Source organism: Asanoa iriomotensis (assembly GCF_016862515.1).
GTDB lineage: Bacteria > Actinomycetota > Actinomycetes > Mycobacteriales > Micromonosporaceae > Asanoa > Asanoa iriomotensis.
In genome coordinates, this window is sequence record NZ_BONC01000040.1 from 49806 (window position 1) to 71041 (window position 21236).

Sequence of the window (21236 nt, forward strand, 5' to 3'; positions counted from 1 at the left end):
ACTCGTTTCCGAACGTCAGCGGGTGCGGGAGAGGTCCACCGCTGGGGGTGCGGCCAGTTCCGCGTCCACCGCGCTCGGCGAATAGATCTCGTCGATCACCATCGCGTGGGCGCCGGTCACCGCAGACTGTGGGCCCAGCCGGCTCGTCGTGACCTCCAGGTGCCGGGTCGCGCGGGGCAGGGCGTACGTGTAGAGCATCTCCCGTACCCCGGTCACGAAATGGGTCTCCGCCAGGTCTCCCGCGATCACCAGGACCCCCGGGTTCACCAGGCAGACCACCGTCGCCAGGACCTCGCCGACCAGGCGGCCCGCCTCGCGGGCCAGGTGGACCGCCTCGCCGTGGCCCACCCGGATGCGTTCGACCAGTTCCGGGCCCGACTGCGTCGGCGTGCCGCCGCTCGTCAGCCGTTGCGCCAACGCCAGGCCGCTGGCCACCGCGGACAGGCACCCATACAACCCGCACTCGCACCGGGCCTCGGGAAAACCAGCAAGACGGATATGTCCGATGTCGCCAGCACCGCCGTCGATCCCGCGATAGACCCGGCCGTCGACCACGATCCCCGCGCCGATGCCGGTCGCGACCTTCACCAACAACAACGCGGGGCAGTCAGGGTAGAAAGCCACCTGCTCCCCCAACGCCATCAGGTTGGCGTCGTTGTCGACGAACACCGGGCAACCCCACGTCGACCGCAGCCGGTCCGCGATCGGCACCCCGTCCCAGCCCGGCATGATCGGCGGCTCGGTCACCACGCCGGCGTCGTACTCGACCGGCCCCGGCACACCGACCCCGATCCCGCGCACCCGAGAACTGGGCTGACCGGACGCCGCCAGCAGGCGGCCGAACGCGGCATCGACCCAGTCCAGCACGAAAGCCGGACCCGATCCGATCTTGATGTGCTCGTGCTCCTCGTGCAGCAGTGCACCACCGGCGTCCAGCACCGCGGCCCGCGCGTGGTTGGCGCCCAGGTCCGCGACCAGCACCAGACCGTGGTCGGTGTCGAACTCGAGCAACTCCGCCGGCCGGCCTCCGGTCGACTCCTCGACCCCCGACCGGCGCAGGTAGCCGGCCGCCCGCAGCGCGTCGATCCGCGCTACCAGCGTCGACCGCGACAAGCCGGTGAAGGACTGGAGTTCGGACCGGGTCCGGGCCCGCCCGGTGCGGACCAGCCAGAGCAGGTGCCCGGCCGAGTTCAGGTTGCCGGCCGCGCCCCGGACGACGACCGGTGAACCGGGTGGCCCGCCCTGCGCGGGTGGCCTATCCCTTGTCGGCACCGGCGGTCAACCCCTCCGTCAGCAGTCGTTCCGTGGCGAAGAAGATGATCACGATGGGCAGGGTAAGCACCACCGACCCGGCCATCAAAACCGTCTTGCTCACTTCGATGCCTCCGGACAACTGGGCGAGGCCGAGGGAGACCGTCCAGTTGCCACGGTTCTCGACCAGGAAGAGGAGGGCGAACAGGTACTCGTTCCAGGCGATCATGAAGACGTAGAGTGCGTTCGCCATCACGGCCGGTGCCGCGAGCGGCAAGATTACCTTACGGAGGGTCTGTAACCTGCTGTAACCGTCGACAGCGGCCGCCTCTTCGAGGCTCACCGGGATCGTCGTCAGGTAGTTGCGCAGCATGTAGATCGAGACCGGGATGGTCTGCGCGATGTACACGATGATCAGCCCGAACAGCGACCCGCGCAGCCCGAGCCGGGTGAACACGGTGAACAGCGGGATCGCCAGCAGGATCGCCGGGAACAGGTAGATCGCCAGGAAAAGGAAGTGCACCTGGCGGCGACCGACGAACTGCAGACGGCTCACCGCGTACGAGCCCGGCAGCGAAACCAGCAGCGTCAGCAGAGTCGCCGACACCGCCACCAACAGCGTGTTGCCGATCAGCCCGACGAAACCCTGCCCACCGTCGGAGACCGGGCTCAGGACCTCGCGATATGTCGAAACCGTCCACTCCGCCGGCCCCGCCCACAGGTCACCGGGGTTGCCGAGCACCGCCTCGATCGGCCGGATCGACAACAGCACCATGTAGTAGAACGGGAACAGCGTGACCACGATCAGGATCGCGATCACCACCCACCGCAGCACGCCGAACAGGCGGGTCTCGAAGGTCGCGCGATCCATCACGACTCCTCCCGCGGCGCGAAGAACCGCAGGTAGATCACCAGCAGGACGACGAGCGCGGCGGCGAGCACCAGGCCCTGCGCCGCGGCGGCGCCGATGTCGAGCCGCGAGGTGAGGAACTCGTAGACCCGGACGCTGGCGACCTGCGTGCCCGCCCCACCACCGGTGAGCAGCCAGACGTCGTCGAACTTGTTGAACGTCATGATGAACCGCAGCACCGACAGCAGCGCGATCACCGCACCGAGCTGCGGCAGCAGGATGTGCCGGAAGAGCTGCGTCGGCGCGGCACCGTCGACGACGGCTGCCTCTTCCAGGTCGCGCGGCACCGCCTGCAGGCGGGCCAGGATGAACAGGAACGCGAACGGGAAGTACCGCCAGGCCTCGAAGACGATCACGGTGATCAGCGCGAGCGGGATGTCGACGCCCCACAGGTTGTATTCGCGCTGGCTGAGGAACGCGATCGGCCGGTCCCACCCGAGGAACCGCTGACCCCAGTCGTTGGTCACGCCGAACTGCGGGCTGAGCATGATCTCCCAGACGAAGGTCACCGCGACCACCGGCGCCACGTACGGCAGCAGCACGCTGGCCCGCACGAGCGTCCGCCCCGGGAACCGCCGGCGCAGCGCGAGCGCGGCGATCAGCCCGAACACGATCGAGAACGCCGTGCCGCCGATCGTGTAGACCAGCGTCGTCCACAGCGAGCTCCAGAAGCCCGGCGAGGTGAACACGTACTCGAAGTTCCGCAGGGTGAAGTCGCCGAACAGGCCCGACCGCCGGATGTTGATCAGCCGCAGGCGCTGGAACGCCAACAGGATCGTCCAGAGGATCGGCACGACGACCACGACCAGCACGACCAGGAACGTCGGCGACAGGTAGGCCAGGCCCGCCCGGTTCTCCCGCTGTTTGCGGGTGAGCTGCCGCGCCGGCCGGCGGCGCCGCTCGGGCGCCGCCGGCCGCTGTTCGGTGGCGACCATCAGTTCAACGACTTCTGGATCGCCCGCACGTCGTCCGCCGCGCGTTTCGCCGCCCCGGCCGGATCGAGCTCACCGCCGGTCAGGGCGTTGACGGCCTTGGGTACGGGCAACTCGCCGAGCGTGGCACCGAGCAGCGCGCCCTGTTTCTGCGGCAGCGCCCACCGCTTGAACGTGTCGGGACTGGTCCGCAGCGCCTCCAGCACCGGCGCCGGGTAGGCCTCGGCCAGCGGCTTGCGCGTGTCGACCCCGGCCGGCAGCGTGTTCCAGGCGTTGGTGAACTTCGCCGGGTCGGCCTGGTTGCCCTTGCGCACCGGGAACTTGCCCTCGGGCGCGATGCCGAGCCAGCCGGTGTAGCCCTCGTTCATCATGTACGCCACGAACTTGCGCGACTGGTCGGTGCTCGGCCCGTCCTTGGTGACCGCCCAGCTCGTGATCTCGCCGAACTGGGCCGGCTGCCCGTCGGGACCGGCGACCGCGGTCACGATGCCACTGTTCTTGGCGAGGAACGCCGGGTCGGCCTTGCACTCGGGGCAGGTCGGCAGGGCGTCGTTGCGCAGCCCGGCCATCTCGTCGAGCAGGAAGGACGACCAGACCACCATCGCTGCCTTGCCGGCGAAGTACGTGGCCCGGGTGGTGTCGACGTCCTGCGCCCCCGGCACGGACCAGTTCTTGAACAGGTCCTGGTAGAGCTGGAACACGGCCACGCACTGCGGCGAGTCGAGCAGCACGTTCTTCTGGTCGTCGACCATCTCGCAGCCGTTGCCGAGCGCGAAGTTCTCGAACGTCTGTTCCGTGAACGCGTCGTTCGGGACGTTGGCCATCGTGATGCCGGCGACCCCGCCGGTGTTCAGCCGCTGCGCGGCCGCCCGGATCTTGTCGAACGTGTCGGGCGCGGCCAGGCCAGCCTTGTCGAACAGGTCTTTGCGGTAGAAGAGCAGCTGGGCCCAGCCGTCGCTGGGCACGGCGAGCTGGTTGCCGTCCTGCGCGGTCAGCTCCAGGGCGCGCGGCGAGAAGGTGCCGCGGCCGAGCTCGTCGACCACGGCCTTCGCCGCGTCGGTGTCGAGCAGGTCGTTGGAGGCCATCTGGGCCACGGCCGCGAGCGGCAGCGCGCCGATCACGTCGGGCAGCTGGCCGGCCGCGGCGGCCGAGGTGATCAGGCTGGTGAACTGGTTCTCGTCGGTCGCGACGATCTTGACCTGGATCCCGGTCTGCGCGGTGAACTGGTCGGCGATCTTCTGGGTGGCCTGGACCCGGTCGGTCTGGCTCTCCAGGCTCCACACGGTGATCGACCCGGTGGCGTCGTCCTCGGTCGCATCCCCCGAGCAGGCGCTCAGTGCGGTGGTCACGAGCACCGCCGAAAAGACGGCGGCAAACAGGCTTCTCGTGTGCACGCGGTTAGCTCCTTCGTCCGATATATCGATCTCTCCCTTTGTCCACGATCTACGGACGAATCACACCAAGGTCTTATACGCGAAGGCAAGACATATGTACGTAACGTTCGGGCTCTCCGTCGGGTAACGGACGATCATGCACCAGCGCGGCACGGCGCGCGAGACGATTTGTCCACATATGACGGACAGATGCGGATCCGGACTTATACTTGATTGCCAGACATAAGTGCGTAACATCTCGGCGAAACGTGTCGTCGTTATGTCGCGCACTCCTCTCTTCGACCCATGGGCGGAAGGCCGTCGTGCCGCAGATTGTCCAGTTCACCTCCCCTCGCCACGTGGAGGTCGTCGACCAGCCCCACGTGGAGCTGCGTCCCGGGCAGGTGCGCGTCCGCACCAGCTACTCGGGGATATCCGCCGGCACCGAGCTGACCGCCTACCGCGGCACGAACCCCTACCTCAACCGCGACTGGGACCCGGAGCTGCGGCTGTTCGTCGAGGGCACCAGCGGCCTGCGCTATCCCGTCGCCGGGCTCGGCTACTCGGAGGTCGGCGAGGTGGTCGAGATGCTGGCCGAGCAGCCGCACCCCGAGGACCCCGTACCCGGTCAACAGGTCTGGGGCATCTGGGGGCACCGCGGCGAGGCCGTACTCCCGATCGAGAAGGTCCGCGGTTGCGTGGTGCCGCCGGGCCTGGACCCGATCGCGGCCACCTTCGCCCGCGTCGGCGCGGTCGCGCTCAACGGGGTCCTGGCCGCCGACATCCACCTCTCCGAGGTGGTCGCGGTCTTCGGCCAGGGCGTGCTCGGGCTGCTCGCCACGCGGCTGGCACAGCTCTCCGGCGCCACCGTCGTCGCGGTCGACACGCTGCCGGCCCGGCTGGAGAAGGCCAAGGAGTACGGCGCCACACACACCGTCGACTCCGCCGCGCACGACGTGGCCCTCAAGATGCGCGAGCTGACCGCCGGCCGCGGCGCCGACGTGGCGATCGAGATCAGCGGCCACTACCCGGCCCTGCACGACGCGATCCGCGCGGTCGCGGTCGACGGCCGGGTCGTGGCGTCCGGCTTCTACCAGGGCGACGGCGTCGGGCTGCGGCTCGGCGACGAGTTCCACCACAACCGGGTCCGGATCGTCTCCTCCCAGATCGGGGGCGTGCCACCGGAGCTCGCCGGGCGCTGGGACCAGGCCCGCCTCAACCAGGCGTTCCTGGGCCTCGCCCAGCAGGGCGCGGTCGACCCCGTCGGCCTCGTCACGCACGTCATCGCGGTGGAAGAGGCGGCGGAGGCGTTCGCCATGCTCGACCACCGTCCGCAGGAAGCACTCCAGGTGGTGTTGAAGTTCTCATGATCAAGATCTCCTGCCAGGAGCAGCTGCTCCCCGGCGAGAGCCTCCAGGCGAAGTGGGACTTCGCCGCCCGCGCCGGCTACGACGGCATCGAGCTGCGGGCCAAGGGCGACTTCGCGTTCCGCGACCGGTTGCCCGAGCTGCGCCAGGCGGCCCGCGACGGCGTGCCGATGCCGTCGGTCTGCGTCGACATGCTGCACTTCATCGGCGCGTTCGACGCCGACCTGCGGCGCGACGCGATCGCCCAGCTCCGCTCCCAGCTCTCCGTGATCGCGGAGATCGGCGGGTCGGTCGCCTGCACACCCGCCTCCTACGGCATGTTCTCCCGGCGGCTGCCGCCGTTCGAGCCGCCGCGCACCCCCGACGCCGACCGCGCGGTGCTGCTGGCCGCGCTGAGCGAGCTGGGCGCGCACGCGGAGGCGAACGGCGTGACCCTCGTGCTCGAGCCGCTCAACCGCTACGAGGACCACATGGTCAACCGGCTCGACGAGGCCGTCTCGCTGATCGACGAGGCCGGGTCGCGAGGCCTGCGGGTGCTCGCCGACACGTACCACATGAACATCGAGGAGGACGAGCCGACGAGCGCGCTCGTCAAGACCGCCGACCGCCTCGGCCACGTGCAGGTCAGCGACTCCAACCGGTTCCAGCCCGGCGCCGGGCACATCGACTGGGGCGCGCTGCTCGGCACGCTCGACGCGATCGGCTACGACGGGCACCTGGCCGTCGAGTGCCGCCTGCGCGGCGAGCCCACGGCCGCGGTCGCCGCGATCCCCGGCTACCTGCGGAGGTGGTCGTGAGCATCGCGGACGCACCGGTGCGTGCCGTCATCTCGCCGTCCGCGTCGCTCGACCGGGCGGCGCGGCGGGTCCTGGCCGCCAACTGGCGGCGCGGCGCGACCGTGCCCGCCGGCGGGCTCTACCCGCACCAGTGGAGCTGGGATTCCGCCTTCATCGCGCTCGGCCTGCGGCACTTCTCGCCGGTGCGGGCACAGCGCGAGTTGGAGTCGCTGTTCGGCGCGCAGTGGACCGACGGCCGGGTGCCGCACATCGTGTTCGACCCGCTGGTGCCCGCGGACGCGTACTTCCCGGGCCCGGCGTTCTGGCGTTCCGCCGACGTCGCCGGCGCACCGGGCGTGCCCACCTCCGGGATCGTGCAGCCGCCGGCGCACGCGCTGGCCGCCTGGGAGACGTTCCGCGCCGCGCCGGCCGTGGCGCGTTCCCGCCGCTTCCTGGAACGCCTCTACCCGCGTCTGGTCGCCTGGCACGACTTTCTGCTCACCGCGCGCGACCTGCGCGGGCGCGGCCTGGTCTCGGTGGTGCACCCGTGGGAGTCCGGGATGGACAACAGCCCGGCCTGGGACGTGCCGCTGTCCCGGGTCGTCCCGCTGCCGCCCGCCGAGCTGGCCCGGCGCGACCTCGCGCACGCGGCGGCGGCCGAGCGGCCGACCGACACCGACTACGGGCGCTACATCCGGCTGGCCCGCGACTACCGGGACTCGGGCTATCGCGAGACGCCCGGGTTCGCGGTCGAAGACCCGCTGTGCAACGCGCTGCTGGCCGCCGGTGAGCACGCGCTCGCCTCGATCGCCGCGGAGATCGGGCTCGACCCGGCCCGCCACCTGGCCCGTGCGCAGCAGGTCACCGACGCGCTGATGGCCGAGCTGTGGGACGTCACCGCCGGTACCTTCTTCGCGTACGACGTCGTCGGCGACGCCGTGCTCCGGTCGTACTCGATAGCGGGTCTGCTGCCCGTGGTCGTCCCGGACCTGCCGGTCGCGACGGACCTGGTGAAGACCGCGCTCGGCGACCGGTTCCGGCTGGCCGACGCGTGCCCGGTGCCGAGCTACGACCTGACCGCGGCCGACCACGAGGCCGGGCGCTACTGGCGCGGTCCCGGATGGATCAACACCAGCTGGCTCTTCTGGTACGGACTGCGCCTGCACGGCGAGACCGGGTTGGCCGACGACCTGCGCGACCGGCTCCTGGCGCGGGTGCGGACGGCCGGCTTCCGCGAATACCTGGACCCGCTCACCGGCGCGGGTTTCGGCACCGACGACTTCAGCTGGACGGCGGCGCTCACGCTGGACCTCATCCGCACCGGGCCACGCCGCTGAGTCGTTGACACCGATATGCGGACCCTGGTTTCGGGCGTCACCTGCCTGCTGACCGACGCCGCCGGCAACGTCACGGACGCCGGCGGGTTCTTCGTCGCCGACACCCGGCACCTGTCGCGCTGGGTGCTGACCGTGCACGGCCGCGCGCTGCGGGCGCTGGGCACCGGCGACTCGGGCGACGAGGTGGTGCTGGCGCCGCCGACCGTGCGCAACGAGAACCCGCCGTTCGTGCTGCGGCGGGTGCAGCGCCTGGGCTCCGGCCTGCTGGCCGAGGAGCTGACCCTGACGAGCTTCGTGGCCTCGCCGCAGACGGTGCGGGTGGCGCTGTCCGCCGAGGCCGACTTCGCGGACCAGTTCGAGCTGCGGTCGTCGCGGCTGTTCGACAAGTCGGACGCCACGCGTGAGGTGACCGCGGCGGACGCGAACCTGGTCTTCGCGTACGCCCGGCGGGGCTTCCGGCGGCGGACCCGGGTGACCGCGTCGCCGCCGGCCCGGATGTCGCCGGACGGCCCCCAGTGGACGGTGACCGTGCCGGCGCACGGTTCGGTGACGCTGCGCGCGACGGTTTCCGCCGGTGGCGCGGCGGCCGTGCCCGCGCCCCCGATCTCCGCGCCGGCGCTCGTGTCCGGCGACGATCTCACCCGCTGCGCCGCCCGCGGCCTCGCCGACCTCGACAGCCTCCGGGTGCCGGCCGCCGACCTGCCGCTGCCCGGCGTCGAGCTGCCGGCGGGCACCGTGGTCCCGGCCGCCGGCGCGCCGTGGTTCCTCACCCTGTTCGGCCGGGACAGCCTGCTCACCTCGCTGTTCGCGCTGCCGTACCGGCCGGAGCTGGCCGAGGGCACGCTGCGCCTGCTGGCCGCGACGCAGGGCCGCGAGCACGCGGCCGAGCGGATCGAGCAGCCGGGCAAGATCCTGCACGAGCTGCGGCAGGGCGAGCTGGCGGCGCTGGGCGAGGTGCCCTACGCGCGCTACTACGGCACGGTCGACGCGACGCCGCTGTTCCTGGTGCTGCTCGCCGAGCACCACGCGGTGACCGGCGACGACATCGTGGCCAAGGACCTCGAGCCCGCCGCTCGGGCCGCGGTCGCCTGGATGCTCGACGACGGCGGCATGCAGGCCACCGGTTACCTGCGCTATCCCACGGACGCGCCCGGCCTCGTGCACCACTGCTGGAAGGACTCGGCGGACTCGATGGTGTTCGCCGACGGCGCGGTGGCGCAGGGTCCGATCGCGGTCTGCGAGGCACAGGGGTACGCGTACCGGGCCTTGCGCGGCACCGCGGAGCTGGCCCGCACGGCCTGGGGCGACCCGGACTGGGCGGCCGACCTCGACCGGCGCGCGGACCGCCTGCGGGCGATGTTCTCCGCGGACTTCCGCCTGCCGAACGCGTTCGTCGCGCTGGCCATGGACGGCGCGGACCGCCAGGTCGACGCGCTGGCCTCGAACGCCGGCCACGTGCTGTGGTCGGGCATCCTCGACGACTCATGGGCGGCGCTGGTCGCGGAGCGGCTGGCCGCCGAGGACTTCTGCTCCGGCTGGGGCATCCGCACGCTGGCCGAGGGGCAGGCGCCGTACCACCCGCTCTCGTACCACCGCGGCGGCGTCTGGCCGCACGACACGGCGCTCGCGGTGGCGGGCCTGGCCCGCGCGGGCCGGCGGGACGCGGCGGCCCGGATCGCCGACGGCCTGGTCGCGGCCGCCTCGACCGCGGGCGGCCGGCTGCCCGAGGTGCTGACGGGCCTAGCCCGCCGACCCGGCCAGCCACCGGTGCCGTACCCGCACTCCTGCTCACCACAGGCCTGGGCCGCGGCGGCCCCGCTCCTGCTGCGGACCGTGCTCGAATAGGTGCGCGGGCGCCGTCGCCGGCGCCCGCGCGATCGGTGGGTCAGTCGACGCCGCGGGCGGAGATGCCGGCCTGGGCCACGGTGGGCAGCCAGACCAACACCCCGGTCACCGCGGCGGCGACGACGAGCCGGATGAGCTTGCGCATCGTTGCTCCTCCTTCTCCGGGTCCCGGTCGGGACACTGTGGATTCGGAGCTGGTGCGCTACCGGATGGGCCGGCTGCCCGCGGCCACCCAGATCGTGAGGGCGGCCAGGAACTCGTCGCGCTCGCCGGCCGCGGCGACCTCGGCGAACCAGCGGTCGCGCAGCTCGTCCGGGACCATGCCGGCCTCCGGCGGGACCTCCGGGTTGAAGAACGGCATGACCACCGCGGCCGAGGTGGGGTTCGGGAAGACCAGGGTCACCGCGGTCGCGGTCACGTCGGTCAGGCCCGCGTGGACCAGGCGGCGGCGCAGCGTGCGGCCCATGTCGTTGTGGTGCTGGGCCGACAGGTTCAGCAGGCGGTCGCGCATCACGGCCGCGAGGTCGCCGGGCACGCCGTCGACGGCGGCGGACTCCCAGTCGGTGTCGATCAGGCAGACCCGGCCGCCGGGGCGGGTGACCCGGGTCAGCTCCGCCACGGCCCGGTCCGGGTCGGCGAGGTGTTGGAGGACCCGTTCCGCGCGTACGCCGTCGAAGGTGTCCGCGTCGAAGCGCAGGTCCGTGACGTCGCCCTGGACGAAGCGGACCGGCAGGTGGGTCGGGGTCAGGTCCTCGGCGGCGCGCAGCGTGCGGGCGGAGGCGTCCATCGCCACGACCTCGCCCTCCGCGCCGACGACGGCGGCCAGCTCGCGGGCCACCTCGCCCGCGCCCGCCCCGGCGTCGAGCAACCGCTGGCCCGGCTGTGGTGCGAGCGCCTCCCACGCGGTCCGGCGCACGCGCTCGATCTCGGGATGGGCCGCCATCGCGCGGAGCACGCCGAGGAGCACCTCGAACATGGGCTGCGGAAGGGCGTCGATGTCGGCGAACACGCCCGCGTCGGACTGTTCAGGGTCGGCCGTCATGCCAGAAAGCTAAGCACGTTCCGCTACGCCCAGCGCGAAACGGCGCCCGCGGGGCGGGCGGGTCCGCCTAGAGTCAGGCGCGTGACGGACCAGCCGCTGCTGCGTGAGGTGTTCGGCCGGCTGCTGCGCCGGGTCCGGCTGCGGCAGGGCCGCACGCTGGCCGAGGTCGCCCAGGACGCCCGCGTCTCCGCGCAGTACCTGTCGGAGGTCGAGCGCGGCCGCAAGGAGCCGTCGTCCGAGGTGCTCGCCGCCGTCTGCGGCGCGCTCGGCGTCGACCTGCCCGACCTGCTCGCCGCCGCGGGCCGGGAGCTGACCCCGGCCCGCGTGGCACCCGTCCTGCGCCTCGCCGACGCCCGCGCCGCCGTGGCCCGCCCCCGTCTTCCGTCCGCGGGCCGCGCCGGCGAGGTCCACCTGCGGATCGCCGCTTAGCCGACCCGAGCGAGCGGCGTGCCCTTGCGGCTGCGGACCACATGGTCCGCGAGGCCGAAGGCGACCGCCTCGTCCGCCGAGAACAGCACGTTGCGGTCGATGTCGGCGCGGATCTTGCCGGTCGGATGTCCGGTCACGTCGGCGAGGATCTCCTCCATCTCCGCGCGCATCCGGCTGACCTCCTTGGCCTGGACCGCGAGGTCCGGCAACGTGCCCCGGGCCTGGCTGGACGGCTGGTGCAGCGCCACCTTGGCGTGCTGGAGCACGGCCCGCTTGCCCGGCGTGCCGGCCGCGAGCAGCACCGCCGCGGCCGACGCGGCCTGGCCGAGGCAGAAGGTCGCGACGTCGGGCCGCACGAACCGCATCGTGTCGTAGATCGCGGTCAGGGCGCTGAACGAGCCGCCCGGCGAGTTGATGTACAGGGCGATCTCCTGGTCGGGGCTCGCCGACTCCAGGTGCAGGAGCTGCGCCATCACGACGTTGGCGACGCCGTCGTCGATCTCCGTGCCCAGGAAGATGATCCGCTCTGACAAGAGCCGCGAGTAGATGTCGAAGGCGCGTTCCCCGGTCGAGGTCCGCTCGATGACGGTCGGGATCGTGTACTGGCTCATCGTCACAGCCCCACCGGTTGCCGGGTGACGGTCGGCCGCACGTCGTCGACCTGGGTCACCACGTGGTCGACCATCCCGTACTCGAGCGCCTCTTCGGCGTTGAACCATCGGTCCCGCCCGCTGTCCGCGTGCACGGCCTCGACCGGCTGCCCGGTGTGCTGGGCGATCAGCTCGACCAGGGTCCGCCCAATCCGCTCGAGCTGGCCGGCGTAGATCTCGATGTCGGCGGCCGTGCCACCGAAGCCGGCCGAGCCCTGGTGCATCAGCACCTGGGCGTGCGGCAGGCTGAACCGCTTGCCGGCCGTGCCCGCGCAGAGCAGGAACTGCGCCATGCTCCCGGCCAGACCCATCGCGACGGTACGCACGTCGTTGGGAATCACCCGCATCGTGTCGTAGATCGCCAGCCCGGCGCTGACCGACCCACCCGGCGAGTTGATGTAGAGGCTGATGTCGGCGCGCGGGTCCTCGGCCGACAGCAGCAGCAACTGGGCGCAGAGGCGGTTGGCGATCGGGTCGTCCACCTCCTGGCCGAGCACGATGATCCGCTGGTGCAGCAACCGGCTCGCCAACTGGTCGTCGAGCGTCGCACCGCCCGTCAAGCTCTGCATGGTCGTCTCTCCTCGGGTCGTTCGTGTGTCCCCACGATGCGGACCCCGATCACGGCCCGGCCAGGCCACGCTGCTGACGGCAGCGAGGTTCAGCGCTCGGCGAACGCTTGACACGGCGGCGGCGCGCGAAGTGCAATATGTTGCATGCCGATCCCTTCAAGTGCAGGTGTCGTGGCCCGGTCACTGCCCCGCGACGACGCCTACCGGGCGATCCGGGACGCCATCGTGGACGGCACGCTCGCCCCCGGTGAGCGGCTCAACGACGCCGACCTCGCGCGCTGGCTCGGCGTCAGCCGGACGCCGGTGCGGGAGGCGCTGACCCGGCTCGACGAGGCCGGCCTCGTGCGGACCAAGCCCGGGCGCTACACGATCGTCAGCCCGCTCGACGTCCGCGCGGTCCGGGCGGCGCAGTCGGTGACCTCGGCGATGCACGAGCTGGCCGTGCGGGAGGCACTGCCCAACCTGTCCGCCACCGAGCTCGACGCGATGCGGGCGGCCAACGCGCGGTTCGCGGCCGCGCTGCGGGCCGACGACGTCGACGCGGCGATCGCCGCCGACGACGAGTTCCACGGCGTCGCGGTGACGGCCTGCGCCAACACCGCGGTCCGCAGCGTGCTCGACCAGTTCACCCCCCAGCTCCGCCGGCTGGAACGGCTGCGGTTCTCGTCGCTGAGCGGCCGCGGCTCGGTGGCACAGCACGACCGGATCATCGCGCTGTGCGCGGCCGGCGATGTCGAGGGCGCCGTCGCCGCCACCCGCGCCAACTGGCAGACCCTGACTCCGCTGCTCGAAGGAGAATGACCATGGCCCTCGCCGACTTCGACCGCTATCCCCTGCTGTTCGGCCCGAGCCCGGTCCACCCCCTCGACCGGCTCAGCGCCCACCTCGGCGGGGCGCGGGTCTGGGCCAAGCGCGAAGACTGCAACAGCGGTCTCGCGTACGGCGGCAACAAGACCCGAAAGCTCGAATACCTCCTGCCCGACGCGCTCGCCAACGGCGCGGACACGCTGGTCAGCATCGGCGGCGTGCAGTCCAACCACACCCGCCAGGTGGCCGCGGTCGCGGCCCGCGCGGGCCTGAAGGCCGTGCTCGTGCAGGAGAGCTGGGTCGACTGGCCGGACCCGGTCAACGACAAGGTCGGCAACATCCTGCTGTCCCGGGTGATGGGCGCCGACGTGCGGCTGGTCCAGGAGGGCTTCGGCATCGGGTTCAAGGAGAGCTGGCAGCAGGCGCTGGCGGACGTCCGCGCCGCGGGCGGCGTGCCCTACGCGATCCCGGCCGGCGCGTCCGACCACCGGCTGGGCGGTCTGGGGTTCGCCAACTGGGCCTACGAGGTCGAGCAGCAGGAGCGCGAGCTGGGCGTCTTCTTCGACACGATCGTGGTGTGCAGCGTGACCGGCAGCACCCAGGCGGGGATGATCGCCGGCTTCGCTGGGCAGGAGCGGCCGCGGCGGGTGCTGGGCATCGACGCGTCGGCGAAGCTCGACGAGACGCAGGCACAGGTGGAGAAGATCGCCCGCAACACCGCGGCGCTGATCGGGCTGGGCCGGGACCTGCGCGACGACGAGATCACGGTGCTGCCCGGGTGGGCGGGCGACCTGTACGGCATTCCCGTGCAGTCCACCGTGGACGCCATCGCGCTGACCGGTTCGCTGGAGGGCGTGATCCTCGACCCGGTGTACGAGGGCAAGTCGATGGCGGCGCTGATCGACCTGGTCCGTTCGCACGACATCCCGCGCGACTCCAACGTCCTCTACGCCCACCTCGGCGGCCAGCCGGCGCTGAACGCGTACCACGCGGTCTTCGATCCTGCGTCGGATTGGCGAACGAAGGGTTGACCTGCCCGAACCGGCCACGTAGCAAGGCCCGGTGAGGCAGACCAGCATCCGGCTCGTGGGACCGTTCGCGGTGGTCCGCGACGGCCGGGTGCTGCCCGACGCCGAGGTGGGCAGCCGCAAGGCGCGGACGCTGCTCGCGCTGCTCGCGGCCGAGGGCCGCGTGGTCAGCGTCGACCAGATCGTCGGCGCGCTCTGGCCCGCGCGGCCGCCGTCGCGGCCCGCCGAGAACGTGGCGACGCTGGTCAGCCGGGTCCGTGCCGCGCTGGGTGCCGAGTTGGTCTCGGGCGGGCGCGGCGGCTACCGGGTGCACGCCGACGTCGACCTGCACCGAGCCGCGCGCGCCGTCGCCGAGGCTGAGCGCGTGTTGCCCGGCGACCCGGCCGCCGCGCTCGAAGCCGCCGCGTCGGCGGAGGCGGTGTTGGCCGCGGCGCCCGCGCTGACCGGGGAGCTCGCCGCGGACTGGGCCGCGGCCGTCCGCGCCGATCAGGCCGAGCAGTTGCGGCGGGCGCGGCAGGTGGTCGCCGCCGCCGCGCTGGCCGCCGGGCAGCCGGCGCGGGCGCGCGACGCGGCCCTGGCGGCCAGCCGGGCCGACCCGTTCGACGAGGAAGCGGTGCGTGGCCTGATGCGCGCCCATGACGCGCTGGGCGAGCCGGCCAGGGCGCTCGAGGTGTACGAGCGGCTGCGCACCCTGCTCGCCGAGGAGCTCGGCGTCGACCCGGCCGCCGCGACCCGTGACCTGCACGTCGCCGTGCTGCGCGGGGACGCCGGGCCGCCCGCCGTGCCGCCCGCCGTGCCGCCCGTTGCGCCCGCCCCGCCCGCCCCGGAGAATCGGCTCGCCGGCCGCTCGGCGGAGCTGGCGCGGTTGAGCGGGGCCTGGCGGGACGCGACCTCGGGCCGACCGCGCCTGATGCTGGTCGCCGGCGAGCCGGGCATCGGCAAGACCCGCCTCGCCGAGGAGCTCGCCCGGCTGGCCCGCGGCACGGCCGGCACCGTGGTCACCGTCCGCTGCTACGCGGCCGAGCGCTCGCTGTTCCTGCAGCCGGTGGTCGAGGCGGTCGCCGACCTGGTCACGCATTCCGCGGCCGACCAGGTCCGGGCGGCGGCCGGCGACCGGGCCGGCGCGCTGGCCGCCCTGGTGCCCGCGGCCGCCGCCGTGCTCGGCGCGCCGCCGGCCGAGCACGGCAGCCCCGAGGCCGAGCGCCGGGCCGCGTACGACGCGGTCACGGTCTTCCTGCGCCGGTTCGCCGAGCCGCGCCCGGTGCTGCTCGTCGTCGACGACCTCCAGCACGCCGGCACGGCCACGGTCGAGCTGCTGCACTACCTGGCGCGGCACGCGGGTGACGCGCGGCTGCTGGTCGTCGCCACCGTGCGGGCCGCCGAGGGCCGGCAGGCGCTGGCCACCCTCGACGAGGTCGCCGAGGCGCTGCCGCTCGGGCCGCTCGACCCGGACGCGATCGCGCACCTGGCCCGGGCCGCCGGGCAGGACGCGCGGGCGGCCGAGATCGCCCGCCGGACGCGGGGGCACACGCTGTTCGTGGTGGAGACGCTGCGCGCGCTCGTCGCCGGCGACAGCGGCGTCCCGGAGTCGTTGCGGGCCAGCGTCCTAGCCCGGGTCCGGGCCGCCGGCCCCGGTGCCGAGGAGCTGCTGCGGGCCGCCGCGGTGCTCGGCGCCTCGTTCGCGCCGGCCGCCGTCGCGGGCCTGCTCGGCGTCGGGGTCGCGGAGGCGACGCTGCGCTGCGACCGGATCCTGGAGACCCGGCTGACCGTGGTGGCGGGTCGCGCGTACGAGTTCGCCAACGACCTCGTCCAGGAGGTCCTGTACGACTCGACGCCGCAGCCGACCCGGCTGGCCCACCATCTGCGCGCCGCGGACGTGCTCGCCGACAACCCCGAGGCGGTCGCCCGGCACGCGCAGGCGGCGGGCGACGACCGGCGCGCGGGCCGGGCCTGGCTGGCCGCGGGCCGGCGGGCTGCCCGGCGTTACGCGGCGTCCGACGCGGAGCCGTTGCTGGGCAACGCGATCGCCGCGGCCGAGCGGTGCGGCGACGCGGAGCTGCGGACCAGCGGCCTGCTGCTGCGCGCCCGGGTGCGGGAGACCCGTTTCCGGTTCGCCGAGGCGCTCGACGACGCCACGCTCGCGCAGCGGCTCAGCCGGGACACCGGCGACCGGCGGGCCGAGATGGCGGCGCTGCGGCAGCTCGGCGGGCCGGCCTGGGCGGGTTCGGGCCGGCCGGTCGAGACGGGCATCGGGCACATCCGGGACGCGCTCCGGCTCGCCGAGCAGCTCGGCGACCGGGGCGGGCAGGCCGAGCTGCTCGGGTGGCTGGCCGTGCTGAGCAGCAACCAGTTGCGGTTCGTCGAGGCGCTCGCGTACGGGCGGCGGGCGACCGAGGCCGCGCGGGGCATCGGTGGCGGGGCGCTGGCGGCCGCCTTCGACGGGTTGAAGACCGCCTACGCCTATCTGGGCGAGGTCGCCGAGTTGTCGGCCCTGCTCGGCGAGCTCGAGCCGCTGGTGCGCCAGATGGGCGACCTGTGGTTGCTGCAGTGGTGCCGGTTCGAATCGGCGTTCCCGCACCTGGCCGCCGGTCGCTGGGCGGAGGCGGCGGCCCGGGTCGAGGAGGCCATGGCGATCAACGAGCGCAGCGGGTACGGCAGCTACACCTCGTGGTACCTGGCCCATCTCGGCTGGATCGCCCGGCTCGACGGGCGGCGCGACGACGCGCTGGAGCTGGCCCGGCGGGCGTCCACGATGGACTCACACGCCTGGTTCACCGCCGCCGTGGACGCGCTGCACGGCACGACGCTGGTGGAGTACGGCGACCCGGCCGCGGCGATTCCCCTGCTGGAGCACGGACTGGCGGTGAGCGCGTCGCACCGCACCACGGCGTACCGGTTGCGCTGCCTGGCTCCGCTGGCCGAGGCGACGGGCTCCCCCGCCCTGCTGGAGGAGGCCGACGCGATGCTGCACGCGGTGGTCGCGCCGCCGGGTGCGGCCTGGCTCTACGGCGCTGACGCGTACACCTCGGTGGCCCGGGCCTGGTTGGCCCGCGGCGACCCGGCGCGGGCCCTCGCCGTGCTCGAACCGCTGCTGGCCGCGGGTGCCCGGACCGGCTGGGAGGCGCCATTGGCCGCGGCGCGGGCGGTGGCGGAGCGGGCCAGGCTTCAGAACAGCTCGGCCAGCAGCGCCGCCGCGCGCTCGGCACCGTCGGTCTCCACCGGCCGGTAGTCTGTGCGTTTGGCCAGCTCCGCGGCCATCAACACCGCGAGGTTGTCGGGGTCGGTCTGTCCATAGTCGACGAACCGGCCGGCCCGGTAGGTGTCCAGCCGGTGCCTTACATGGCGGTTCTGCTCGAAGTGGTTGCGCAGCGGGACGTAGAGGAACGGTCGCCGGTGGGCCGTGAGGGTCATCGTCGTGGTCAGGCCGCCGTGGGTGATCGCCAGGTCGCAGGCGGCCAGCATCCGGTGCAGGCGGTGCACGTACCCGTGAATCTCGATTCCGTCCCGGGGCTCGATCCTGTGGTCGACCCGCGGGCCGGCCACGACGACCAGGCGGAGGCCCGGCACCGCGCGGCGGGCGGCGGGGAACGCGTCGACCACCTTGCGCAGCAGGTGGCCGCCCACGCCGGAGCCGCCGACCGTCACGACGCACACCCGCTCGTCCGGTGTCCAGCCGAACTCGGCGCGCAGGCGGGCGCGCTCGTCGTCGTCGACCGGCGGGAAGTCGCGGACGTAGCCGCTGAACGCGTAATGCGCGAGCGTCCAGTCCCGGACGCTGGGCAGGCCCGGCCCGAGCGGATCGTCGACCAGGTCGGCGGGGTTGCCGACGAACACGGCCCGGTCGCGCAGCCGCGGGAAGCGGGCGATCTGCTCGACCATCTCCGCGTTGTAGTCGGCGGTCAGCTCCGACTCGGCGTCCGCCATGGGCAACCAACCGACGAAATCGGTCAGCCACGCGTACGCGGACCGCTTGAGCTCCGGGTTCTCGTGCAGGAAGTAGTCGAGCTCCCAGGCCTCGTCACCGACCCAGAGGTCGTAGTGCTCGCGCTCGATCAGGTCGGCGAACACCATGAAGTTGGCGACGAGGATCTCGTCCATGCGGCGGATCGCCTGGAACGCGTGCAGGTCGTGCTCGCCCGCCTCGCTCTCGATGTGCTGCGACTCGCTGACCAGGTGCCGCGAGGCGGCGTGCACCCGCTCGCCGCGCCGGGCGAGGACCTCGGTCACCGGGTGCTGGGCCAGCCAGTCGACCTGGACGCCCGGCCGCTGCCGGCGCAGGGCGTCGACGATCGCCGCGTCGCGCTCGACGTGGCCGAGGCCGATCGGCGACGACAGGTACAGCACCCGGCGGGGGCGGTCGAGCGGTCGGGTCCAGCGGACGGGCTCTTTCGGCGCCCCGGTCACCTGCCGGGCGAAGTCGCGCAGGAGCCGGTTGACCACCACGGGCTCGCGGGCGTGCGGGAGGTGGTCGGCGCCTTCCAGGATCACGTCGCGGGCGCGGCTCAGCTCGGCCGTACGCGCCATCTCGCCCTGGGTTCGGCAGTGGTCCTCGGAGCCGCGGATCACCAGCACCGGCCGGTCGATCGACCGCAGCAGGGCCTCGGCCTCCGCGCGGTCGCCGACGCAGCGCACGGACTGTTCGCTCGCGATCAGCGACTCCGGGGTGGTCTGCGCGGCCCAGCCGACGGCGTCCTCGATCTGCTTGGTCGAGTGCGGTTCGCTGACCACCGTACGGAAGAAGAAGTCGGCGAAGCCGGGTAGGTCCTGTTGCCAGAAGTGCCGGTTGAAGCGTTGCCAGCCGGTGTAGTCGGGCCTGACTGCCTCGAAGTGTTCGTGCAGGCGATGGGGTGGCGGGGCGTCGAGGTACGGGCCGACCGGGGCGATCGCGACCGCGCCCAGGACGCGGTCGGGGTGTTTGGCCGCGGTGAGCAGTGACCACCAGCCGCCGCGGCTCAGGCCGACGAGGACCGCCTGCTCTGCCTGGACCGCGTCGAGGACGGCGAGGACGTAGGCGAGGTGGGCGTCGTCGCTGTAGGCGGCAGGGTCGGTCGGGCGGTCGGAGCGGCCGTTGCCGGGCGGGTCGAACGTGACGACGCGGAACTCGCGGGCGAGGAAGGGGACCTGGGCCTTCCAGTGCCGCGAGTCGATGATCGACCAGGCGGGCAGGAGGGCGATCGTCGGGGCATCCTCCTTTTCGAAGAGCTCGAACCCGATTCGGACGCCGCCGTGTTTCACGTACCCCTCGATGTCGGGTTGTCGTGCCCGCATGTGCGCTCCTCTCCCCCGCCGCTCAGGGTGCCGCGTCGCCGTTGCAACGCCGTTGCAAGGAGCCTGCAACGCCGGCCCGGAGGGTCGGAAGGGACGAGATTCGCCTTATCGAGGGGAAGACAGAGATGGCAGTGGACAACGACCGGTTGATGGAGTTCCTCGGCCGGTTCGTGGGGGATCTGGGCGCGACGATGGCGGCCGGGAACGTGGTTCTCGGTGAGCGGCTGGGTCTTTACCGGGCGCTGGCCGGCGGGCCGCACACCGCTGCGTCGTTGGCGGCGGCGACCGGGACCAACACGCGGTACGTCGACGAGTGGCTGCGGGGGCAGGCGGCCGGCGGATACGTGCAGTACGACGCCTCTTCTGGTGAGTACTCGCTGACCGAGGAGCAGGCGTTCGCGCTGACGGACCCGGACGGTCCGGTGTTCGTGCCGGGTGCGTTCCAGCTCGCGCTGGGTGCGCTGCGGTCGGAGCCGCGGATCACGGCGGCGGTGCGCAGCGGTGACGGGGTGGGGTGGCACGAGCACGACGCCGAGGTGTTCGAGGGGTGTGAGCGGTTCTTCCGGCCGGGTTACCTGGCGAACCTGACGGCGGCGTGGCTGCCTGCTCTGGACGGGGTTTCAGCGAAGCTTTCGTCGGGCGCGCGCGTGGCGGACATCGGCTGCGGGCACGGTGCCTCGACGGTGCTGATGGCTTCGTCGTTCCCCGCGTCGCGGTTCTTCGGGTCGGACTACCACGACCAGTCCATCGCGCAGGCGCACAAGCGGGCGGCGGACGCCGGAGTCGGCGACCGGACGTCGTTCGAGGTCGCGACCGCGCAGACGTTCGGCGGCGGGCCGTTCGACCTGGTCACGACGTTCGACGCGATCCACGACATGGGCGACCCGCTGGGCGCCGCCCGGCACGTCCGGGAGTCGCTGGCCACGGACGGCACCTGGATGATCGTCGAGCCGCGGGCCGGCGACACGGTGTCCGAGAACCTCAACCCGGTCGGCCGGGTCTACTACGGGTTCTCGACGTTCCTGTGCGTACCGAACGCGCTGTCGCAGGACGGTGGTTACGCGCTGGGCGCGCAGGCCGGCGAGGCGGCCATCCGGCGGATCGCCACCGAGGCCGGTTTCACCCGGTTCCGCCGGGTTTCTGAAACCCCGTTCAATCTCGTGTACGAGGCCCGTCCCTGAAATTTCCGTGCGCCTGTCGATTCGGGCATCGTGGGGTTCGTCGGTGCGGTGAACGGGCCGCACCGCGGCCCCGCGTACGGAAGGCACGGGACATGGCGAAGTACATGCTGCTCATCTTCGGCGACGCGATCGCGTGGGAGTCGATGACGGCCGCGGAGCGTGCGGCACTCGAGGCGTCGCACGCCTCGTTCCGCGCGGCCGCGGGCTCGCGGCTGCTCGGCGGCGAGGAGTTGGCGTCGGCGTCGATGAGCGCGACGACGCTGCGCGCGGACGCGGACGGTGGCCTGGTGATGATCGACGGGCCGTTCCTGGAGACCAAGGAGGGGTTGGGCGGGTTCTACCTGGTCGAGGCCGGGGACCTGGACGAGGTGGTGGCGCTGGCTCGCATGCTGCCCGAGGTGCGGGCCGGTCACAGCGGGGTGGAGATCCGCCCGGTGGTCGACCACGGATGACCGAGCCTTTGTCGGTGCC

18 protein-coding genes are annotated in these 21236 nt (G+C 72.8%); 10 read left to right on the forward strand and 8 right to left on the reverse strand.

Annotated features, from left to right (window positions below; translation table 11 throughout):
• Positions 1-15: 15 nt before the first annotated feature.
• The 4 genes from Air01nite_RS25615 to Air01nite_RS25630 are packed head-to-tail and all read right to left on the reverse strand — an operon-like array spanning position 16 to position 4487.
• The gene (locus Air01nite_RS25615; protein ID WP_203705841.1) at positions 16-1272 is read right to left on the reverse strand and encodes an ROK family transcriptional regulator; all 1257 of its coding nucleotides are present in this window, start codon (positions 1270-1272) and stop codon (positions 16-18) included.
• Positions 1256-2122, reverse strand: a complete 867-nt coding sequence (locus Air01nite_RS25620; protein WP_203705843.1) for a carbohydrate ABC transporter permease — start codon at positions 2120-2122, stop codon at positions 1256-1258. Before Air01nite_RS25620 ends, Air01nite_RS25615 begins: the two co-directional genes overlap by 17 nt.
• A complete protein-coding gene (locus tag Air01nite_RS25625) occupies positions 2122-3096 on the reverse strand; it encodes a carbohydrate ABC transporter permease (RefSeq protein ID WP_203705845.1) in 975 nt (324 codons plus the stop codon). The genes Air01nite_RS25620 and Air01nite_RS25625 overlap by 1 nt, the downstream gene beginning before the upstream one ends.
• Complete coding sequence (locus Air01nite_RS25630; protein WP_203705846.1) at positions 3096-4487, reverse strand: ABC transporter substrate-binding protein; 1392 nt, start codon at positions 4485-4487, stop codon at positions 3096-3098. Before Air01nite_RS25630 ends, Air01nite_RS25625 begins: the two co-directional genes overlap by 1 nt.
• Positions 4488-4825: 338 nt before the next feature.
• Between Air01nite_RS25630 and Air01nite_RS25635 the strand changes: the two genes are divergently transcribed.
• From Air01nite_RS25635 to Air01nite_RS25650, 4 genes are read left to right on the forward strand one after another with little or no spacing between them, the layout of a single operon-like run.
• Complete coding sequence (locus tag Air01nite_RS25635; RefSeq protein WP_239090969.1) at positions 4826-5836, forward strand: zinc-dependent alcohol dehydrogenase; 1011 nt, start codon at positions 4826-4828, stop codon at positions 5834-5836.
• Positions 5833-6630: a sugar phosphate isomerase/epimerase family protein gene (locus Air01nite_RS25640; RefSeq protein WP_203705848.1), complete on the forward strand. Its 798-nt coding sequence runs from the start codon at positions 5833-5835 to the stop codon at positions 6628-6630. The genes Air01nite_RS25635 and Air01nite_RS25640 overlap by 4 nt, the downstream gene beginning before the upstream one ends.
• A complete protein-coding gene (locus Air01nite_RS25645) occupies positions 6627-7946 on the forward strand; it encodes an MGH1-like glycoside hydrolase domain-containing protein (protein WP_239090970.1) in 1320 nt (439 codons plus the stop codon). The genes Air01nite_RS25640 and Air01nite_RS25645 overlap by 4 nt, the downstream gene beginning before the upstream one ends.
• 15 nt (positions 7947-7961) lie before the next feature.
• Positions 7962-9791: an amylo-alpha-1,6-glucosidase gene (locus Air01nite_RS25650; protein WP_203705849.1), complete on the forward strand. Its 1830-nt coding sequence runs from the start codon at positions 7962-7964 to the stop codon at positions 9789-9791.
• Positions 9792-9993: 202 nt separating this feature from the next.
• Here the strand turns inward: Air01nite_RS25650 and Air01nite_RS25655 are convergent, their stop codons facing one another.
• Positions 9994-10833 (reverse strand): methyltransferase domain-containing protein, encoded by an 840-nt coding sequence (locus Air01nite_RS25655; protein ID WP_203705850.1) that lies wholly within the window; start codon positions 10831-10833, stop codon positions 9994-9996.
• An 81-nt stretch (positions 10834-10914) separates the two neighbouring features.
• Between Air01nite_RS25655 and Air01nite_RS41975 the strand changes: the two genes are divergently transcribed.
• On the forward strand, positions 10915-11262 hold the full coding sequence (locus tag Air01nite_RS41975; RefSeq protein ID WP_373310467.1) for a helix-turn-helix domain-containing protein: 348 nt from the start codon (positions 10915-10917) through the stop codon (positions 11260-11262).
• Here the strand turns inward: Air01nite_RS41975 and Air01nite_RS25665 are convergent.
• Both Air01nite_RS25665 and Air01nite_RS25670 read right to left on the reverse strand, forming a co-directional pair.
• Positions 11259-11873, reverse strand: a complete 615-nt coding sequence (locus Air01nite_RS25665) for an ATP-dependent Clp protease proteolytic subunit (protein WP_203705853.1) — start codon at positions 11871-11873, stop codon at positions 11259-11261. The two genes, Air01nite_RS41975 and Air01nite_RS25665, sit on opposite strands and share 4 nt — an antisense overlap.
• Before the next feature lie 2 nt (positions 11874-11875).
• Positions 11876-12481 (reverse strand): ClpP family protease, encoded by a 606-nt coding sequence (locus tag Air01nite_RS25670; protein WP_203705855.1) that lies wholly within the window; start codon positions 12479-12481, stop codon positions 11876-11878.
• A 144-nt stretch (positions 12482-12625) separates the two neighbouring features.
• Between Air01nite_RS25670 and Air01nite_RS25675 the strand changes: the two genes are divergently transcribed.
• Genes Air01nite_RS25675 through Air01nite_RS25685 form a run of 3 tightly spaced genes read left to right on the forward strand, consistent with a single transcriptional unit; the run spans position 12626 to position 17545 of the window.
• The gene (locus Air01nite_RS25675) at positions 12626-13282 is read left to right on the forward strand and encodes a GntR family transcriptional regulator (RefSeq protein WP_203705857.1); all 657 of its coding nucleotides are present in this window, start codon (positions 12626-12628) and stop codon (positions 13280-13282) included.
• Between the two features lie 2 nt (positions 13283-13284).
• Positions 13285-14319, forward strand: a complete 1035-nt coding sequence (locus Air01nite_RS25680; protein WP_203705859.1) for a 1-aminocyclopropane-1-carboxylate deaminase — start codon at positions 13285-13287, stop codon at positions 14317-14319.
• Positions 14320-14350: 31 nt separating this feature from the next.
• Positions 14351-17545 carry an ATP-binding protein gene (locus Air01nite_RS25685; RefSeq protein WP_203705861.1) on the forward strand — a complete coding sequence of 1065 codons (3195 nt, stop codon included), beginning with the start codon at positions 14351-14353 and terminating at the stop codon, positions 17543-17545.
• On the opposite strand, the gene Air01nite_RS25690 is transcribed toward Air01nite_RS25685, so the two are convergent.
• A complete protein-coding gene (locus Air01nite_RS25690; protein ID WP_203705862.1) occupies positions 17482-19584 on the reverse strand; it encodes an alpha/beta fold hydrolase in 2103 nt (700 codons plus the stop codon). The two genes, Air01nite_RS25685 and Air01nite_RS25690, sit on opposite strands and share 64 nt — an antisense overlap.
• A gap of 125 nt (positions 19585-19709) precedes the next feature.
• Between Air01nite_RS25690 and Air01nite_RS25695 the strand changes: the two genes are divergently transcribed.
• Both Air01nite_RS25695 and Air01nite_RS25700 read left to right on the forward strand, forming a co-directional pair.
• Positions 19710-20765, forward strand: a complete 1056-nt coding sequence (locus Air01nite_RS25695; protein ID WP_203705863.1) for a class I SAM-dependent methyltransferase — start codon at positions 19710-19712, stop codon at positions 20763-20765.
• Positions 20766-20857: 92 nt separating this feature from the next.
• Complete coding sequence (locus Air01nite_RS25700; RefSeq protein WP_203705867.1) at positions 20858-21217, forward strand: YciI family protein; 360 nt, start codon at positions 20858-20860, stop codon at positions 21215-21217.
• Positions 21218-21236 lie beyond the last annotated feature (19 nt).

Excerpts from the sequence above, each read along its gene's own strand:
- Air01nite_RS25640 (WP_203705848.1), top strand. The coding sequence starts at position 5,833 with ATGATCAAGATCTCCTGCCAGGAGCAGCTGCTCCCCGGCGAGAGCCTC.
- Air01nite_RS25695 (WP_203705863.1), top strand. The coding sequence starts at position 19,710 with ATGGCAGTGGACAACGACCGGTTGATGGAGTTCCTCGGCCGGTTCGTG.
- Air01nite_RS25675 (WP_203705857.1), top strand. The coding sequence starts at position 12,626 with ATGCCGATCCCTTCAAGTGCAGGTGTCGTGGCCCGGTCACTGCCCCGC.
- Air01nite_RS25620 (WP_203705843.1), bottom strand. The coding sequence starts at position 2,122 with ATGGATCGCGCGACCTTCGAGACCCGCCTGTTCGGCGTGCTGCGGTGG.
- Air01nite_RS25655 (WP_203705850.1), bottom strand. The coding sequence starts at position 10,833 with ATGACGGCCGACCCTGAACAGTCCGACGCGGGCGTGTTCGCCGACATC.
- Air01nite_RS25680 (WP_203705859.1), top strand. The coding sequence starts at position 13,285 with ATGGCCCTCGCCGACTTCGACCGCTATCCCCTGCTGTTCGGCCCGAGC.
- Air01nite_RS25670 (WP_203705855.1), bottom strand. The coding sequence starts at position 12,481 with ATGCAGAGCTTGACGGGCGGTGCGACGCTCGACGACCAGTTGGCGAGC.
- Air01nite_RS25650 (WP_203705849.1), top strand. The coding sequence starts at position 7,962 with ATGCGGACCCTGGTTTCGGGCGTCACCTGCCTGCTGACCGACGCCGCC.
- Air01nite_RS25665 (WP_203705853.1), bottom strand. The coding sequence starts at position 11,873 with ATGAGCCAGTACACGATCCCGACCGTCATCGAGCGGACCTCGACCGGG.
- Air01nite_RS25700 (WP_203705867.1), top strand. The coding sequence starts at position 20,858 with ATGGCGAAGTACATGCTGCTCATCTTCGGCGACGCGATCGCGTGGGAG.
- Air01nite_RS25625 (WP_203705845.1), bottom strand. The coding sequence starts at position 3,096 with ATGGTCGCCACCGAACAGCGGCCGGCGGCGCCCGAGCGGCGCCGCCGG.
- Air01nite_RS25690 (WP_203705862.1), bottom strand. The coding sequence starts at position 19,584 with ATGCGGGCACGACAACCCGACATCGAGGGGTACGTGAAACACGGCGGC.